This is a genomic window from Blastococcus litoris (assembly GCF_003075095.1).
Taxonomy (GTDB): Bacteria; Actinomycetota; Actinomycetes; order Mycobacteriales; family Geodermatophilaceae; genus Blastococcus_B; species Blastococcus_B litoris.
Map to the genome: position 1 here is coordinate 162,191 of NZ_QCZF01000001.1, position 16,104 is coordinate 178,294.

Sequence of the window (16,104 nt, forward strand, 5' to 3'; positions counted from 1 at the left end):
CCGCGCGATCAGCGGGGACGGCGCGACCGCCCCCGCCCCTCCTGCGCCGCGCTCCCGCGTCCGGTGCGCCGTCCCCCGGTGTCGCCCGCGCGACCGCCGCCGCGCGCCGGCCTCGGCTGGCGGCCGTGGCCCTCGTGGTGCCGGGTTGTGTCGTGGCGTTCCCGGCCCGGCCCCCGGCCGGCGGACCGCACCGAGCACTCGCGGCAGGTCGTGAACCACGGGGCGATGCCCGCACCGCAGGAGCTGCACCGTCCCGACGACGAGAGCCCGATCGCGGCGGGCAGCAGCTCGGTGATCCGGTCGGCGCACGCCTCCTCGACCTCGGCGGCGTCCTCGGCGGTGAGGCCGGCGACGCCGGGGAAGGAGCGGAGCAGCGTCTGGGCGTCGCGCGCGGCGGCCGCCGCCTGCTCGTAGTCCTCGACCATGCCCTTGTCCGGCACCGGCTCCAGCACGGTCTCCGGGTCGACCCGCAGCCCGGCCGCCGACCGCAGCGCCGCTCGGGCGAGCACCAGCCAGCGGGTGCGCCGCGGGGGGTTGTAGTCGATCGGCAGGTTGATCAGCCGCCACACCGTCCAGAGGTCGCCGACCGCGCCGAGCGGGCCGCGCAGCAGCGGCAGGAGGGCGTGCACGCGGACGATCAGCCCGGTCACGTCGTCGGCGGTCATGGACTGGTCCTTGGTGGCGGCGCGCGCCCAGGCGGTCCAGCGGGTGAGTGCCTCGGGCAGGTCGACCGGCTCGAAGGCGCCGAGGTCGTCGAGCTCGGGGCGCAGCCGTGGCCGCCGCTTGGGCAGGTCGCTCATCGCGTCGCCGCGGGCCACCTCGGCACCGGCCTTGAGCAGCCCGGCGTCGGCCTTCATGCCGGCGACCCCGGCGAGGATGCCGACGGCGCCGTGCCCGGTCAGGCCGTAGCGCCCGGCGCGGCCGGCGATCTGCGCCGTCTCCCAGGTCCGCAGCGCGCGGCGCTCGAAGCCGTCGTACTTCGTCGTCTCCGCGAACAGCACCGTCGTGGCCGGCACGTTGATGCCGTGGCCGATGACGTCGGTGGTCACCAGCACCTCGGTCTCGCCGCGGGTGAAGCGGTCGATCACCTCGCGGCGGGTGGCCGGTGGCAGCGCCCCGTAGAGGACGCCGACCTTGCCGGGGCGGTGCGGGTCGAGCGCCGCCGCGACGGCGTAGACGGCCTTGCGGGAGAACGCGACGACGAGGGTCTGCGGCCGGACGCCGTCGGCGCGGACCGGGGCCTTGAGGACGTCGAGCCGCGAGAGCCGCTTGTGGTTGACGACGGTGATCGACTTCGCGTCGGCGACCAGCGGCTTGAGCAGCAGGTACGCCTCGGCGGCGGAGATCAGGTGCATCTCGCGGTAGTCGCCGGTGAGGACCAGGCGCGCCCAGTGGTGGCCGCGGTCGGGGTCGGCGACCCAGTGGGACTCGTCGAGGACCAGCAGGTCACCGCGCATCGGCGCCTTCTCCACGGTGCAGCAGAGGATCGGCGCGTCGGGGTCGATCTCCTCCTCGCCGGTGGAGAGGCCGACGGTGCCGGCGGGCAGCTGCGCGGACAGGCGGGCGTACGCCTCGTGGGCGAGCTGGCGCAGCGGCGCGGCGTAGACGCCGCGGCCGTTCTCCTCCAGCGCGAGCAGCGACTCGTAGGTCTTGCCGGAGTTGGTCGGGCCGAGGTGGAAGACCACGTCCTCGGGCCGGGTGGTGCGGACGGGCAGTTCGGGCTCGGCGCCCTCCACCCAGCTCTGCTGGGCGAGCTTCTCGACGCGCGCGGCGGCGCGGTCCTCGCCGCGGTCGCGCAGGTCGCGGTCGCTGCGCTTGCGGCGTCGATCAGGGGACTTCGGGGGAACGCTCACAGGTCGGGACAGGCCTTACGTCGGGAGAGGTCGGGGCGGGCCCGCTCGAGCGCGAGAACTGCCAGCTGCCGCGGACCCTACGGACGGCAACAACCGGACGGGGCCGGACATGCCCGGGGTCAGGCCGCACGCCGCTCCTCCCGTGCCTCGTGCAGCCGCACGTCGATCACCAGGCCGCGGACGGCGACGACGTCGTTCAGCGTGCGGGGGGTGACCGGGAGCGGCCCGTCGGCCGTGCGGAAGCCCACGGACACGGGGCAGGAGAGGGCGCCGGAGGTGCGGCGGGCCGGCGGGCGGGAGGGCCGCAGCGGCAGGACCCGGTCGGCGACGTCGGCCCACCCCTCCGTCGTCCGGGGGACGCCGACCAGCAGCGCGAGGTCGCCGAGCAGCCCGGCGGTGTTCTCGACCTGCAGCCGGTGTCGGTGGTCGCGCGGCCACGCCACGCGCGGCTGGACGACGTCGACGCGGACGCCGAGGGCGGTGAGCAGGTTCGCCGCCCCGCACAGCTGGAGGCGGGGGAGGGAACCGGCGGGCGTCACGGCGGCGCGGGCGCGCAGCCCGGCGAGGGTGGCGGTGTAGCGCAGCCGGCGCTGCTGCTGGGTGGCCGGCGTGGCGCGGTCGGGAGCGGGGAGCGGGACGACGGCGGGGCGGGGCGGTGCCTCGGTCATGCGAGCAGGCTCCAGCGGTGCGATGACGGCGGCGTGACGTCGGCGCGGCGCCCGCGGGAACTCCCCGTGCTCTACCGCGAGAGGGCTCGGGTGGCGGCGGCCAGGGTGCGCGCGGTGAGCCGGCCGTCGGACAGGCCGAGGTCGACGACGTCGTCGAACACCCGCTGGTCGCCGGCGGCGGCGCGGAAGACGGCGTCCATCACCCACGGCCACCGGCTCGCCCACGACGCGGTCGAGGAGTGCAGCAGGTGCCGGCCGAGGCGCCGCCGCAGCGCCGTGCGGTACTCGGCCCCCGCGGACGCCCCGCGCACGGCGGCCGCACCGGCCAGCGACCCGGACAGCACCGCGTAGAAGATCCCCTCGCCGGTCAGCGGGTTGATCAGCGACGCGGCGTCCCCGGCCAGCAGCACCCGGCCGTCGGGCTGGCGCGGCCGGCCGGTCGACAGCGGCAGCCGGTGCGCCTTCAGCTCGGTCGCCCCGACGCCGGGCAGCAACCGCTCGAGCCCGGCCAGCAGGCCCTCGCGGTTCACACCGCCGGAGACCAGCTCCCCGTAGCCGACGTTCGCCCGCCCGTCGCCGAGGGGGAACGACCACGCGTAGGCCGGCCACCGCTGCTCGGTGGTGGCGATGAGCTGGACGTCCTCCAGCCCCTCCGGCACGGGTGCGTAGCCGCGGATCGCGATCGCGAGGTGCTGCGGCCGGTTCGGCGCGGTGCCCACCGCCCGCCGGACGACGGACTCGGCGCCGTCCGCCCCCACCACCGCACCGGCGGTCAGGACGCCGTCGACCTCGACGACGTCGTCGCGCACCTCGAGGCGGCGGACGACGTGCCGCCGGAACTCGGCGCCGCCGGCCAGCGCCGACGCGAGGAGCCGGGCGTCGAGGACCGCGCGGGGGACGACGCGGGCGGGGCGGTGCATCGTGCGCTCGACCAGCGCGCCGCCCGGCGAGCGCAGCCGCAGCCGCGGGACGACGGCGTAGCCCTCGGTGGCCGCGTCGGGGTCGATGCCGAGGCTCGCGAGCACGTCGAGGGCCTCCGGGGCGATCCCGTCGCCGCACACCTTGTCGCGCGGGAAGTCGGCGCGGTCGAGGACCAGGACCCGCGCGGACGGGTCGGCGCGGCGGGCGGCCGCGGCGCAGGCGGACCCGGCCGGCCCGCCCCCCACGACGACGACGTCCCAGTGCTCCACAGGAGGAACGCTAGGCAGGTCGGACCGGCCGCGCGACGCCGTCCCAGTTCTGGGCCAGCAGCCGGCGCCAGCTGTCGAGGTCGTGCGCGGCCGGCTCCGTGCTGCCGATCCAGTCGAGCAGGACGTCGCAGAAGCGGTCGGGGTCGTCGAGGTGCGGCCAGTGGCCGGCGTCCCGGAAGACCTCGACGCGGGCGCTGGGCACGAGCGAGCGCACCGTCTCGGCGTGCTGCGCCGGGACGATCGGGTCACGGCTGCCCCAGATGACGAGCATCGGGACGGAGTCGGCGAGGTAGAGGCGGTCGACCGCGGTGACCGCCTGGCCGCGCGCGTCGACGACCCCGCGCAGCGTGCGGAGGAACGCCCGCCGCGCCTCGACGTCCTTGAGGGCCAGCAGGGCGTCGCCGGCCTCGGCGAGGTCGCCGACCCGACGCCAGCCCGCCACCCGGCCCACCTTCTCCACCGCCTGCAGGCCTGCCCGCAACGGGCCGGACACCCCCGCGAGGGCGGTGATGACGAGCTCGGCGCCCGGCAGGGTGGCCGCGCGCAGCCCGGCCGACAGCTCCGGGCCGAGGCCGCCGCTGCCCACCAGCGCGAGGCGCTGGCACCGCTCGGGGAACTGGTAGGCGAACTGCAGCGCGATGCCGCCGCCGAGCGAGTGGCCGACGACGGTGGCCTGCTCCATGTCGAGCACCGACAGCAGGTCGCGCATCCCGTTGGCGTAGGCGGCGATCGAGTAGTCGCCGCGCGGCTTGTCGGAGTTGCCGTGCCCGAGCAGGTCCGGCGCGATGACGGTGTGCGTCTCGGCGAGCCGGTCGATCACGCCCGCCCAGGTCTGGCAGTTGTTCCCGATGCCGTGCAGGAGCAGCAGCGCAGGCCCCTCGCCGGCCCGGATGAAAGCACGCTTGTGCCCGTGGACGACACGGGTCTCGGCGACCTGGCGGGGCGGCATCCCACCAGTGGACCACGAAACCTGTTGCCGGGGAGTTACAGACAACGCTCAGGGCTGTGGCGGTGCCGTCCACTTCCGGGGCGGGTGCACGTAGCCGTCGACGAACGCCAGCAGGCCCGCGGCGTCGCTCACCACCCCGAAGGCGTCGAGCCGGACGGCGTCGAGGTAGCCGTCGTCGACCATGCGGCGCAGCTGGGTGAGCAGGGGCTGCCAGAAACCGTCGACGTCGAGCAGCGCGGTCGGCTTGGCGTGCAGGCCGAGCATCCCCCAGGTCCAGGCCTCGAAGAGCTCCTCGAGGGTGCCCGCGGCTCCGGGCAGCGCGACGAAGGCGTCGGCGAGCTCGGCCATCACCGCCTTGCGCTCGTGCATCGACGCCACGACCTCGAGCCGGGTCAGGCCCGGGTGTGCGAGCTCGTCGTCGACCAGGTGCTGCGGGATGACCCCGACGACCTCGCCGCCGGCCGCGAGCGCGGCGTCGGCGACGACGCCCATCATCCCGACGTGCCCACCGCCGTAGACGATGCCGACGCCGGCCCCGGCGAGCTCACGGGCGAACGCCGCGGCGGCCTCCGCGTGGGAGTCCGGGCCCGCGTGCGAGCCGGTGAAGACGGCGACGCGGGTCATCCGCCGTAGTAGCGGTAGACCGGCTCGGCGATGCAGACCGGCTTGTCGCCGCCCTCGCGCTCGATGGTGGCCGCCAGGGTGAGCTGCAGGCCGCCGGTGATCTCCTCGACGTTCTTCAGGCTCGCGGTCAGCCGCACCCGCGACCCGACCGGGACCGGCGAGGGGAAGCGGACCTTGTTGAGGCCGTAGTTGACGCCCATCACCGTGTCGGTGACGACGAGGACCTGCGACGACAGCGGCGCGAGCAGGGAGAGGGTCAGGTAGCCGTGCGCGATCGGCCCGCCGAACGGGCTCTCCGCCTTCGCGCGCTCGACGTCGACGTGGATCCACTGGTGGTCACCGGTCGCCTCGGCGAACTGGTTGACGTGCTCCTGGGTGACCTCGAACCACTCGCTGCTGCCGAGCTCCTGGCCGAGGAGCCCGGGGACCTCGGCCATGGTCGTCGTCGTGGGCATGGGGGTGGACCTCCGCAGGTGGGTTCTCGCACGCGTGTGCTCTGCCTACCAGGGTGGGCAGAGCACGAGCGTCGAGGGGGTGGCCAGGAGCTCCACCCTTGCGCCGACCGGGTTCACTGGGCGGGTGCTCGCCTCGACCGACGGCTGGACGACCTGCGCCCAGGGCCACCGCCACTGGGGCCGGGCCGGGGCGGCGGGCCTGCTGCTGCACCGCGACGGCGCCGACGGCCCCGAGGTGCTGCTCCAGCACCGGGCGGCCTGGTCGCACCACGGCGGGACGTGGGGGACGCCGGGCGGCGCGCTGCACCACGGGGAGACGGCCGCCGACGGCGCCCTGCGGGAGGTCCGCGAGGAGCTGGGGCTGCTCCCGGACGACGTCGTCCTCGGTGCGCGGTCGGTGGACGACCACGGCGGCTGGGCCTACACGACGGTGCTCGCCCGGCCCGCCCGGCGGATCGAGGCCGCGGACCTGCGGCTCGACGGGGAGAGCGACGGCGTGGCCTGGGTGCCGCTGTCAGGGCTCGGCGAGGTGGACCTGCACCCGGGTCTCGCGGCCTCCTTCGGCCGCCTGCGCCCGCTGCTGGAGGACGCGCGACGGTAGTCCGGCGTGTCGGGCATGAGGTCGCTCTGCGTGGGTAGGCGGTCACGGCTTCCCTGCACCACCGCACCACCTGAAGGAGCCGGCCCTGTCCCGCGTCCACCGGCACCGCGCCCCTGGCCCCGCATCGCGCGGCGCCGGGCCCGGTGCTCTGCGTTCCACCGTCCAGCAGCACCGGGCCCGGATCATCCTGGTGCTCGGCATGGCCTGCGCGGGCCTGCTCGTCGCCGCCCCCCTGGCCCTGTTCCTGGCCGGGGGCGGTGACCGCACCGGAACCGCCCGTGATCCCGAGGGCGTCTTCACCGGCGACCCGGACACGGGCATCGGCGGCGGCCCCGGCCCGTCGACCCCGGGGGTGGCCACCGAGTCCTCCCTGTCGCCGGCCCCCGAGGTCCCCCCGGTCGACCCGGCCGCCGAGGTGTCGGACGTCGGTGGCGGGAGCGGTACCGGGGGCGCCGCCGTCGCGGGCGGGGGCGGCGGCTCCGCGGGAGCGGGTGCCGGTTCCGGTGGCGGGTCGGTCCCGGTCGCCGGGGCCCAGCCGGCGCCTGCCGGTGGCGGCACCCACCCGGCCCCGTCGGGCGGCGGGAGCAACCCGGGCACGTCGCCGGGCAGCAACCAGCAGCCGGCGCCCCAGCAGCCCGCCGCTCAGCAGCCCACGCCGCCCGCCGCCGAGAAGCCGTGCCTCTGCGAGACGGTCACCGACGTGGTCGACGGGGTCACCGATCCGGTCACCGACACGCTCGGCACGGTGCTGCCCTAGGTTCGAGCGCATGAGCGCCCGCGACGACGTCTCCGAGATCTTCGACAGCTCCGCGTGGGCGCCGGTCGAGGGCTTCGACTTCGCCGACATCACCTACCACCGGGCCGTGGACGCCGGCGTCGTCCGCATCGCCTTCGACCGCCCCGAGGTGCGCAACGCGTTCCGTCCGCAGACCGTCGACGAGCTGATCGAGGCGCTGGAGCACGCGCGGCTGTCCACCGACGTCGGCTGCGTGCTCCTCACCGGCAACGGCCCCAGCCCCAAGGACGGCGGGTGGGCCTTCTGCTCGGGCGGTGACCAGCGGGTCCGCGGGAAGTACGGCTACGAGCACGACAAGGGGCGCTCGAGCGGCCGGCTGCACGTGCTCGAGGCGCAGCGGCTGATCCGGTTCATGCCCAAGGTCGTCATCTGCGTCGTCCCGGGCTGGGCGGCCGGTGGCGGGCACAGCCTGCACGTCGTCGCCGACCTGACCCTGGCCAGCGCGGAGCACGCACGGTTCAAGCAGACCGACGCCGACGTCGGCAGCTTCGACGGTGGCTTCGGCTCGGCCTACCTCGCGCGGCAGGTCGGCCAGAAGTTCGCCCGCGAGATCTTCTTCCTCGGCGACGAGTACACGGCCGAGGACGCGCACGGGATGGGCATGGTCAACCGCGTCGTCCCGCACGCCGAGCTGGAGGCCACCGCGCTCGCGTGGGGGAAGAAGATCGTCGCCAAGAGCCCGACCGCGCAGCGGATGCTCAAGTACTCGTTCAACCTCATCGACGACGGCCTGGTCGGCCAGCAGCTGTTCGCCGGCGAGACGACGCGGCTGGCCTACATGGCCGAGGAGGCGGTGGAGGGCCGCGACGCCTTCCTCGAGAAGCGCGACCCCGACTTCACCCGCTTCCCGTGGCATGTCTAGCGGCCATAGTGGCCATAACGACCCCATGACGAGGAGGACGCCGTGATCGTCGAGGTGATCGGGGGCGCCGAGGAGCGTCCGGAGGCGCGGGTCGTGGACGTCGACGACCTCGGCCGGCTGCACCTGGCGCTGGGGGAGGTCACCGACGAGGAGGCCGCCGAGGTGCTGGAGCGGGCCGGGCTCGGCCGGCTGCAGGACGGCGAGACCGCCGTCCTCGACGTCGCCGCCCTGCACGCCGCCGCCCAGCCGCGGGCGAAGGACCCCGAGTGGCAGGCGCAGTGGGACCGCATGATCGCCGGCGCGCGCAGCCAGGGCTGGCTGTCCGAGGACGGCGCGACGGTGAAGGTGCACGTCGAGAGCGCGGCCGGCGCCTGACTGGGACACTTGTGCCCTGACCTGCGCGGATGTCCGCGCACGGTGCACCAAGTTTCAAGTACTCAAGTACTCAACGGTTCCGGTCCAGGGTCATTGTGGTGAATCCATTCACACGTCACGATGTCGCGGTGCGTATGACGTCTGGTCACGGAATCCGGTCATGAGCGGCACGCCCGGGCGGCCGCTCAGCTCGGAGCTGTCCGAGCAGCTCCTGTCCGTCGCGGTGGACATCCTCGCCGAGGAGGGCTGGGGCCGGCTCAACAGCGACCGGATCGCCGCCCGGGCCCGGGCGGGGAAGGCGGGCATCTACCGCCGGTGGCCCACCATGGCCGCCCTCGCGTGCACCGCGGTCGGCCGCTTCCGGCTGGTCGACGTCCCCGAGGACGGCGGCTCCCTGCGGGCCGACCTCGTGGCGCTGGCCTCGCGCTGGACCCGCCCGCTGGACCGCGAGGAGCGCGCCGTCGCCAGCATCGTGGGCGCCGCCCGCCACGAGGAGCAGCTGCGCAAGGGGCTGGACGAGGCGCTGGTCCACCCGCTGGAACGGGTCGTCGCCGAGCTGGGTGCGCGGTCTGCCGAGCGCGGCGAGCCGGTCGAGCCCGGCCGGCTGGCGCTCCTGGGCTCGGTGCTGCAGGCGTTCTGGTGGCAGCGCTACACCGCGGCCGGCGACGGCGCGATGACGCCCGACGCGGTCGAGCGCGTGGTCGACGACGTGCTCGTGCCGATCGCCGTCTCCTCCTCGCGGGAGCCCGCGGTCGTCTGACCGCCCGGGCGCGTCAGCCGGCGCGCCGCATGTCCACCGGCGGCCAGCCGGTGTCCGCGCGGCGACCGGCCTCGAGCGGCGTGCCGAAACGGGCCTGCATGGTGGCCAGCACCTGGTCGAGCAGCCGCTCGACCTCGGCGGCGACGGCCGCGGCGTCGCCCCGGTGGGCGGCCAGCCGGCGCTGCTCGACCAGCACGACGCGCGAGGCCGTCAGCCACATCGCGGCGGTGAGCGGGGCGGCGATCTCCGGCGCCAGGCCGCGGCCGGCGCCCGGTTCCGGATCGGTGGCCCAGGCCTCGGCCAGGCAGGCGCCCAGGCGCAGCTCGGCCTCGTACAGCACCCGCTGCTCGTAGGCGGCGAGGTCGGGGCAGGCGGCCAGCGCGGCGGTGAACGACGCGGTCTCCTCCGACAGCTGCAGCGCCACGAAGTGACCGGCGCCCGCGACCAGGTGGCGGCGCAGCGCGGTCAGCGGCGAGACGCCCTCGGCGCGCGTGCGCACGGCCTCGGCGGGCGCGTCGACCCAGGGGAGGCGCCCGTCGAAGAAGAGCTCCTCCTTGGTCGCGAAGTGGTTGAAGACCGTCTGCACGGCGACGTCGGCCTCGCGCGCCACGTCGGCGATGGTCACCGCGTCGAAGCCGCCCTCGGCGAACATCCGCTGCGCGACGGTGCGGACGTGCTCGCGCGTCTGCGCCTTCTTCTGTGCACGACGATCCCTCAGCTCACCCACGGTCGCAGCATAAGCACGCTGAGTATCTGATCTGGTTAGCGGCACGAAAGAAGCCGGCTCACCCGCGATGGGTCGCGACGGTGGCCCAGTCGTCGGAGACGGCGCGCGCCCACGACTCGACGAGGACCTGCAGGTCGATGACGTCGAGGTCGGCCGCGACGTCGGCGATCGTGGTGCGCCACGCGTGCGGGGGCGGGGTCAGCGCGAGGCCGGTGCGCGCCCCGAGGCGGTCCAGCGCGGCGCGCAGCTGCTCCGGGCTCCCGGCCACCGGGTGCTGCGCGTCGTACGCCGCGTCCGCCAGCGCCACCACGGCGTCCCCACCCGGGGCGGCGTCCGCCTCCTCGCGCAGCCCGCGCAGGGTCACCTCGTACAGGCGGGCGCAGGACGCCGAGGCGCCCGGGTGCCGGGGACCGCCGTCCGGGACCGGGACGAGGACCGCGCCGCAGCCGGGACAGGTCTCGGTGGGCTGGGAGGGCACGTCCGCGGGCACCGCCCGATCGTGCCGCACGCCGGCTTCCCGCGCGGCGCCGAGGGGCCGGTGCAGCCGCCGGCGCCACGGCAGGCAGCATGGCCGCGTGCGAACCAGAGCTGCCGTGCTGCGCGAGGCCGGGACCGAGTACGAGATCGTCGACCTCGAGGTCCTCGACCCCGGCCCGGGCGAGGTGCTGGTCGAGATGGCCTACGCCGGCCTCTGCCACTCCGACGAGCACCTGCGGCACTCCAACCCGGGCGGGCGCTACCCGATCGTCGGTGGTCACGAGGGCTCGGGCGTCGTCCTCGCGGTCGGCCCCGGCGTCACCTCCGTCGCGCCGGGCGACCACGTCGTCACCAGCTTCCTCCCCGCCTGCGGGCACTGCCGGTTCTGCGCGCAGGGCCGGTCCAACCTCTGCGACAAGGGCGCGACCATCGCCAAGGGCGAGCTGCCGACCGGCACCTACCCCTTCCGCCTGGACGGGGAGCCGCTGGGCGGCTTCTGCATGATCGGCGCCTTCGCCGAGCACACGCTGCTCAGCGAGTTCTCCTGCGTGCGCATCGACCCCTGGCTCCCGCTGGACACCGCCGCGCTGGTCGCCTGCAGCGTGCCCACCGGGTGGGGATCGGCCGTCTACTCCGGCGGGGTCCGGCCCGGCGACACGGTGGTCGTCGTCGGCCTCGGTGGCGTGGGCGTCAACGCCGTGCAGGGCGCGGTGCACGCCGGCGCGATGCACGTCATCGGCGTCGACCCGGTCGCGATGAAGCGGGAGTTCGCCGAGTCGCTGGGCGCCACCCACACCGTCGCCGACGCCGGGGAGGCCACCGGTCTGGCCCGCCGGCTCTCCCGCGGCACGGGCGCCGACGTCGTCGTCGTCACCGTCGGGAAGATGTCCGCCGATGCGTACGCCGGCGCGGCGTCGGCGCTGGGCAAGGGCGGCACGCTCGTGCTCACCGCACTGGCCGACCGGCCCGAGGACGGCGACGTCTCCCTCGGCGGCCAGCTGGCGACGGTCTTCGAGCAGCGCATCCAGGGATCGCTGTTCGGGTCGTGCAACCCGTTCAAGGACATCCCGATGCTGCTGCGCCTGCACGAGGAGGGCCGGCTCGAGCTCGACCGGCTGATCACCCGCCGGTACGCGCTCGACAAGGTCGACCAGGGCTACCGCGACCAGGCGGCCGGCGAGACGATCCGCGGCCTCCTCGAGCACGCCAAGTCCTGAGCTCTCGGTACAGAACGCCCGGATCGGGGCATGGGGCGAGGCATGAGTGAGCAGCGCATCGCCGTCCTGGACGTCGACGGCACCCTGGTCGACACCAACTACCAGCACGCCCTCGCCTGGTACCGGGCGCTGCGGTCGCTGGGCGAGACCTACCCGGTTTGGCGGATCCACCGGCTGATCGGCATGGGCGGCGACCAGCTGGTGCGCGCGATCGGCGGCGACGAGGTCGAGGAGCGCATCGGCGACGCCGCCCGCGAGCGCTGGGTCGAGGAGGTCGACCCGATGATGGGCGAGACGGCGCTGCTGCCCGGTGCCCGCGAGCTGGTGGTCGCCCTCAAGGAGCGCGGCCACCGGGTGGTGCTGGCCAGCTCCGGCAAGCCGCACCACGTGGAGCGCGCGCTGGACCTGCTCGACGTCCGCGACGTGGCCGACGCCTGGACGACGAGCGAGGACGTCGAGGAGACCAAGCCGGCCCCCGACCTGCTGCAGGTGGCGCTGAAGAAGCTGGGCGAGCCGGTGGACGCCCCCGCCGTGGTCATCGGCGACTCGGTGTACGACGTCGAGGCCGCCGCGAACGCCGGGATGCCGGCGATCGTGGTGCGCTCCGGCGGGTTCGGGGACGACGAGCTGCGCGACGCCGGCGCGCTCGCCATCTACGACACCCCGGCCGACCTCACCGCCGCGCTGGACGACACCGACCTGAGCTGACGGCGCGCGTCATCGCGATGAAGCTTGCCGTCAGGAGGCGGCGGAGCGGCGGCCGAGCCGGCGCAGCATCTCGTCGGGGTGGTCGGTGATGACCGCGTCCACGCCCAGATCGCGCATCAGGTCCATGTCGCGCGGCCGGTTGACCGTCCACACGTGGACCTCCTTGCCGGCCGCGTGGGCGTCGGCGACGAATTCCGGGTCCGAGCGCAGCAGCGCGATGCCCGGCCCCAGCGCCGTCATGCTGCCGCCCAGCAGCTCCCGGCGGACCGGTCGCAGCCGCTTGCCGATGAGCAGGACGGTCGGCACCGCCGGCGCGAGCTCGGCCATCCGGCGGACGGCGAGCTGCGAGAAGCTCATCATCCGGACGGCGGGCTTGCCGGCCCACTCGACCGGGCGGCCGTTGCCCAGCAGGCCGTAGCGGCGCAGGCTCTGCACCAGCGCCTCCTCCACCTTGTGGGTGTGCCGCGTCGGGTGCTTGGTCTCGATCGCGAGGCGGAGGGTGCCGGGCGTGGCGGTGATGTACTCGAGCAGCCGGTCGAGGGTGAGGACCAGCCCGTTCTCGACGTCGGGCTCGTCGGTGACGGACGCGATCTCGTCGTCGGCCCAGCGGTGGCGGCCGCGCGGCCGGCGGGGGCCGAACTGGTACTGCTCCAGCTCCGCGAGGTGCAGCGCGGAGACGATGCCGCGCCCGTTCGACGTCCGCTTGATCTGGCGGTCGTGCACGCAGACCAGCACGCCGTCGCGGGTGAGCCGGACGTCGCACTCGACCGCGTCGGCTCCCACCGCTGCCGCGCTGCGGTAGGCGGCCAGGGTGTGCTCCGGCGCATCGGCGGTAGCGCCGCGGTGGGCGACGACCTCGACGGCGGTCACGCGGGCAGGACGGGGGGAGCGACCGGCACCGGCTGATCCTCCCCGACGCGTGGTCGCCCCGCTACGGGGGGTCAGCCGGCGAGGCCGGCCCGCTCCGAGCGGTACTCGGGGACCGTCGCCATGGGCGGCCGCTCGTCCACGGCGACCGCGCGGCTGTGCGGCACGAAGCCGGTCCCGTCGTGCCGGAACTGCGTCAGCAGGCCGCTGGCGGCCAGCGGCTGGTGTCCCGGTCGCCCGCTCTCGGCCCGCGCCAGCACCGTGGAGACGACCTCGCCGGCCATGACCCCGAGCGCCTCCTGCGACTGCGAGGTGTGCCGACGCACCCCGAGGTCGACCTGGGCCAGCGAGGAGAGGCCGCCGAGCCGGAGCAGGTCGATCAGCAGGCCGATCTCCACCCCGTACGAGGACACGAACGGCACCTGCTCCAGCGCCGATCGGCGGCCGGCGTACTCGCCGCCGAGGGGCTGGACGAAGCCGGCGAGCTCCGGCCACAGCGCGTTGAGCAGCGGACGCGCGGTGAGCTCGGTGACCCGCCCCCCGCCGGCCGGCTGCACGCGCCCGTCGACCTCCAGCGGGCGGGTGTAGCAACCCTTGACGTACCGGACGTGCGGTTCGGTGAGCAGCGGCCGGAGCAGACCGGGCACGTAGTGGGCGACGTCGCCGACGAGGTCGGAGTCGAGGAACACGACCAGGTCACCGGTCGTGGCGGCCAGCGACTTCCACAGCGCCTCGCCCTTGCCGGGCCGGGTGCCGTGCCCGGGCAGCACGTCGGCGGCGGCGACGACGTCGGCACCGGCCGCCCGCGCCGCGGCGGCCGTCCCGTCGGTCGAGTCGGAGTCGACCACGAGCAGCTCGTCGACCAGCGGCAGGCGGTCCACCCACCGGTTCCGCAGGTCGGCGACCAGGCGCCCGACCGTGGCCTCCTCGTCGCGGGCCGGCAGGACGACGCTCACGCGGTGCCCACCGCGACGCTTGGCGCGGAGCAGGGCGTCGAGATCGAGCTCGGCCAGGGTGGTGGCCGACGAGGTGCGGTGCTCGAACCAGGCGCGGGCGTCGGGTCTCATCGCCTCACTGTCGACCAGGAGCGCGCTCCGTGCCAGAACGGCGCCCGCCTGTTCACGCGTTCGTCACCGATTCCCACCCGTTCCGGCGGCGGCGCATCTTGCGGATCCCTTGCGGTTCCCCGTCGTCCGCCGTGCGGTTCGGCGCGCAGAGTCGGTCCTGCACCACGAGGGGGAACCGCCGCCCAGGACCGAGGAGACACGATGAACCGCACCGACGCAGCCCTGACCCGCCGCGTCCTCCGTGCGCGGCTCGTCGTCGCCTCCGCGGTCCTGGGCGGCACCGTCGCCCTCGCCGGTCTGGGCGCCTTCGGCGACCTCTCCGGCGCTCCCGCCCAGGGGAACGTGGGGCCCGGCATCGCGACCGTCGAGCTGTCGCAGCCGGTCGCCGCCCAGTAGAAAGCCCGCATGGCCGTCAGCTTCAGCACCGTCGACGAGTACGCGGCCGCGCTGCCCGAGGACGCGCGGACGGTGCTGGGGGAGGTCCGCCGCATCGTTGCCCGCGTCGTCCCGGGCGTCGGCGAGACGATCAGCTACCGGATGCCCACGTTCGTGCTCGACGGCAGGCCGCTGGTCCACGCGGCGGCCTGGAAGAAGCACCTGGGGCTGTACCCGCTCCCCCCGATGGACGGCGAACTGGCGGGCGAGGTCGAGCCGTACCGCGGCGCCAAGGACGCGATGCAGCTGCGCTACGACCGGCCCGTGCCCTACGACCTGGTCGAGCGGGTCGTCGCCGTCCTGCTCGAGCGGCGCCGCGCGGCCACCCCCTGACGACGGGCCGCCCGTCGTGCTGGCCGCCGGCGGGCGACGGGCGTGCCGGACAGGGAAATGGGCCCCGGGGCGTGCCTCGCCGATCCCGTCGGACGCGGATCACCCGTACGGTCGGACCCAGCCATCGGCGGGTTCAGAGTCCAGCTCCCGTGGTCAGGTTCCATCGGTCGGTCTGCGACCGGTGGAACCGCCCCTCTCCGGTGGATCGCGCCACACCGAGCGCCGCGCGATCGTCATGCTCGCGATGAGCTCCGGTCGCTAGGGTCGGACCTGGACGCCGAGAGCCCGCGTCCACGAGCGCGTCACACAGCGGCGTGCTGCAGATGGTTCACGGGTGAGCGCCCGGGGCTGTCGGCCGAGGTCATCCGTCCCCGGTGTCACCGACCGGAGCCCTGGCCATGAGCGATTCCCGCCGTTCGACGACGACGCACCGGGCCCTCGAGCAGCTCGGTGCCCTGGCGCTGCGGGACCACTCGATGGACTCCCTGCTGCGGCGGGTCGTCGAGCTGACCACGATGGTGATGCCCAGGCCCACCGAGTCGTCGGTCTTCCTCGTGCTCGACGGCAGGCCGGAGGCGGTGGTGTCCAGCGGCCCGCTGGCGCTGGAGGCCGACGAGGTCCAGTTCGGTCACGGGGAGGGGCCCTGCCTGCACGCCGCGGGCAGCGGCGAGGTCACCGAGGTCCCGGACACCCTCTCCGAGACCCGATGGCGGAACTACATGGGCCGTGTGGTCGAGCTGGGCGTGCGCAGCTCGCTCTCCGTCCCGCTCCCCGTCAGCGAGGGGAGCATCGGGGCACTCAACATCTACGCGCGGGAACCCCGGGCCTTCGACGAGGAGGCGCGTGCGGCGGCCATGCACTTCGTGCCGTACGCGGCGATCGCCGTGGGCAACATGCAGGCCTACGCGGACGCCCGGAGCACGGCGGAGAACCTGCAGGCGGCGCTGGCATCTCGTGCGGTGATCGACCAGGCCAAGGGCATCCTCATGGAACGGTTCAGGCTGACCGCCGACAAGGCGTTCCAGGTGCTGGCCCAGACCTCGATGAAGCAGAACATCAAGGTGCGGGTGGTCGCCGAGGAGCTCGTCCGCACCGGCGAGCTGCCGGGGACGCTCCGCTGCTGAGCGGTCGTCGCCCGCC

At 75.0% G+C, this 16,104-nt stretch carries 20 protein-coding genes; 10 read left to right on the forward strand and 10 right to left on the reverse strand.

Going from position 1 to position 16,104, the window contains the following annotated elements:
* Positions 1-8 precede the first annotated feature (8 nt).
* The 6 genes from DCS98_RS00770 to DCS98_RS00795 all read right to left on the reverse strand — a co-directional run bounded on the left by DCS98_RS00770 (position 9) and on the right by DCS98_RS00795 (position 5,739).
* The gene (locus DCS98_RS00770; protein WP_116449450.1) at positions 9-1,853 is read right to left on the reverse strand and encodes a helicase-related protein; all 1,845 of its coding nucleotides are present in this window, start codon (positions 1,851-1,853) and stop codon (positions 9-11) included.
* 119 nt (positions 1,854-1,972) lie between these two features.
* On the reverse strand, positions 1,973-2,521 hold the full coding sequence (locus tag DCS98_RS00775; protein WP_116449451.1) for a hypothetical protein: 549 nt from the start codon (positions 2,519-2,521) through the stop codon (positions 1,973-1,975).
* Between the two features lie 71 nt (positions 2,522-2,592).
* Positions 2,593-3,711 (reverse strand): NAD(P)/FAD-dependent oxidoreductase, encoded by a 1,119-nt coding sequence (locus DCS98_RS00780; RefSeq protein WP_116449452.1) that lies wholly within the window; start codon positions 3,709-3,711, stop codon positions 2,593-2,595.
* Between the two features lie 10 nt (positions 3,712-3,721).
* The gene (locus tag DCS98_RS00785) at positions 3,722-4,660 is read right to left on the reverse strand and encodes an alpha/beta fold hydrolase (protein ID WP_116449453.1); all 939 of its coding nucleotides are present in this window, start codon (positions 4,658-4,660) and stop codon (positions 3,722-3,724) included.
* Positions 4,661-4,708: 48 nt separating this feature from the next.
* Positions 4,709-5,284, reverse strand: a complete 576-nt coding sequence (locus tag DCS98_RS00790) for an LOG family protein (RefSeq protein WP_116449454.1) — start codon at positions 5,282-5,284, stop codon at positions 4,709-4,711.
* Positions 5,281-5,739, reverse strand: coding sequence for a MaoC family dehydratase (locus tag DCS98_RS00795; RefSeq protein ID WP_116449455.1), 459 nt, complete (start codon positions 5,737-5,739; stop codon positions 5,281-5,283). The genes DCS98_RS00790 and DCS98_RS00795 overlap by 4 nt, the downstream gene beginning before the upstream one ends.
* Positions 5,740-5,863: 124 nt before the next feature.
* Between DCS98_RS00795 and DCS98_RS00800 the strand changes: the two genes are divergently transcribed.
* From DCS98_RS00800 to DCS98_RS00820, 5 genes are all read left to right on the forward strand, one after another.
* Positions 5,864-6,340, forward strand: coding sequence for an NUDIX domain-containing protein (locus tag DCS98_RS00800; protein ID WP_116449456.1), 477 nt, complete (start codon positions 5,864-5,866; stop codon positions 6,338-6,340).
* 199 nt (positions 6,341-6,539) lie between these two features.
* The gene (locus DCS98_RS00805) at positions 6,540-7,097 is read left to right on the forward strand and encodes a hypothetical protein (RefSeq protein WP_164704310.1); all 558 of its coding nucleotides are present in this window, start codon (positions 6,540-6,542) and stop codon (positions 7,095-7,097) included.
* Positions 7,098-7,107: 10 nt separating this feature from the next.
* Positions 7,108-7,998 carry a 1,4-dihydroxy-2-naphthoyl-CoA synthase gene (locus tag DCS98_RS00810; protein WP_116449458.1) on the forward strand — a complete coding sequence of 297 codons (891 nt, stop codon included), beginning with the start codon at positions 7,108-7,110 and terminating at the stop codon, positions 7,996-7,998.
* Positions 7,999-8,040: 42 nt separating this feature from the next.
* Positions 8,041-8,373, forward strand: a complete 333-nt coding sequence (locus tag DCS98_RS00815; RefSeq protein ID WP_116449459.1) for a hypothetical protein — start codon at positions 8,041-8,043, stop codon at positions 8,371-8,373.
* 160 nt (positions 8,374-8,533) lie between these two features.
* A complete protein-coding gene (locus tag DCS98_RS00820) occupies positions 8,534-9,133 on the forward strand; it encodes a TetR-like C-terminal domain-containing protein (RefSeq protein WP_116449460.1) in 600 nt (199 codons plus the stop codon).
* 13 nt (positions 9,134-9,146) lie between these two features.
* On the opposite strand, the gene DCS98_RS23235 is transcribed toward DCS98_RS00820, so the two are convergent.
* Both DCS98_RS23235 and DCS98_RS00830 read right to left on the reverse strand, forming a co-directional pair.
* Entirely contained in the window at positions 9,147-9,860 is a 714-nt protein-coding gene (locus tag DCS98_RS23235) for a TetR/AcrR family transcriptional regulator (RefSeq protein ID WP_206340041.1), read from the reverse strand.
* A 58-nt stretch (positions 9,861-9,918) separates the two neighbouring features.
* On the reverse strand, positions 9,919-10,350 hold the full coding sequence (locus DCS98_RS00830) for a DUF5946 family protein (protein WP_116449461.1): 432 nt from the start codon (positions 10,348-10,350) through the stop codon (positions 9,919-9,921).
* A gap of 85 nt (positions 10,351-10,435) precedes the next feature.
* Between DCS98_RS00830 and DCS98_RS00835 the strand changes: the two genes are divergently transcribed.
* Entirely contained in the window at positions 10,436-11,554 is a 1,119-nt protein-coding gene (locus DCS98_RS00835; protein WP_116449462.1) for an NDMA-dependent alcohol dehydrogenase, read from the forward strand.
* Positions 11,555-11,596: 42 nt separating this feature from the next.
* Complete coding sequence (locus DCS98_RS00840) at positions 11,597-12,262, forward strand: HAD family hydrolase (protein WP_116449463.1); 666 nt, start codon at positions 11,597-11,599, stop codon at positions 12,260-12,262.
* Positions 12,263-12,292: 30 nt separating this feature from the next.
* Here the strand turns inward: DCS98_RS00840 and DCS98_RS00845 are convergent, their stop codons facing one another.
* Together DCS98_RS00845 and DCS98_RS00850 are read right to left on the reverse strand one after the other, a co-directional pair.
* Positions 12,293-13,132 (reverse strand): glycerophosphodiester phosphodiesterase, encoded by an 840-nt coding sequence (locus DCS98_RS00845; RefSeq protein WP_116449464.1) that lies wholly within the window; start codon positions 13,130-13,132, stop codon positions 12,293-12,295.
* A 71-nt stretch (positions 13,133-13,203) separates the two neighbouring features.
* Complete coding sequence (locus DCS98_RS00850) at positions 13,204-14,196, reverse strand: glucosyl-3-phosphoglycerate synthase (protein WP_116449465.1); 993 nt, start codon at positions 14,194-14,196, stop codon at positions 13,204-13,206.
* Between the two features lie 201 nt (positions 14,197-14,397).
* Here DCS98_RS00850 and DCS98_RS00855 point away from each other — a divergent pair, with 201 nt between their 5' ends.
* The 3 genes from DCS98_RS00855 (at position 14,398) to DCS98_RS00865 (ending at position 16,088) form a co-directional block, all read left to right on the forward strand.
* Positions 14,398-14,592, forward strand: coding sequence for a hypothetical protein (locus DCS98_RS00855; protein WP_116449466.1), 195 nt, complete (start codon positions 14,398-14,400; stop codon positions 14,590-14,592).
* Between the two features lie 9 nt (positions 14,593-14,601).
* Positions 14,602-14,964, forward strand: coding sequence for an iron chaperone (locus DCS98_RS00860; RefSeq protein WP_116449467.1), 363 nt, complete (start codon positions 14,602-14,604; stop codon positions 14,962-14,964).
* Between the two features lie 398 nt (positions 14,965-15,362).
* Positions 15,363-16,088, forward strand: a complete 726-nt coding sequence (locus DCS98_RS00865) for a GAF and ANTAR domain-containing protein (RefSeq protein WP_116450090.1) — start codon at positions 15,363-15,365, stop codon at positions 16,086-16,088.
* Positions 16,089-16,104 lie beyond the last annotated feature (16 nt).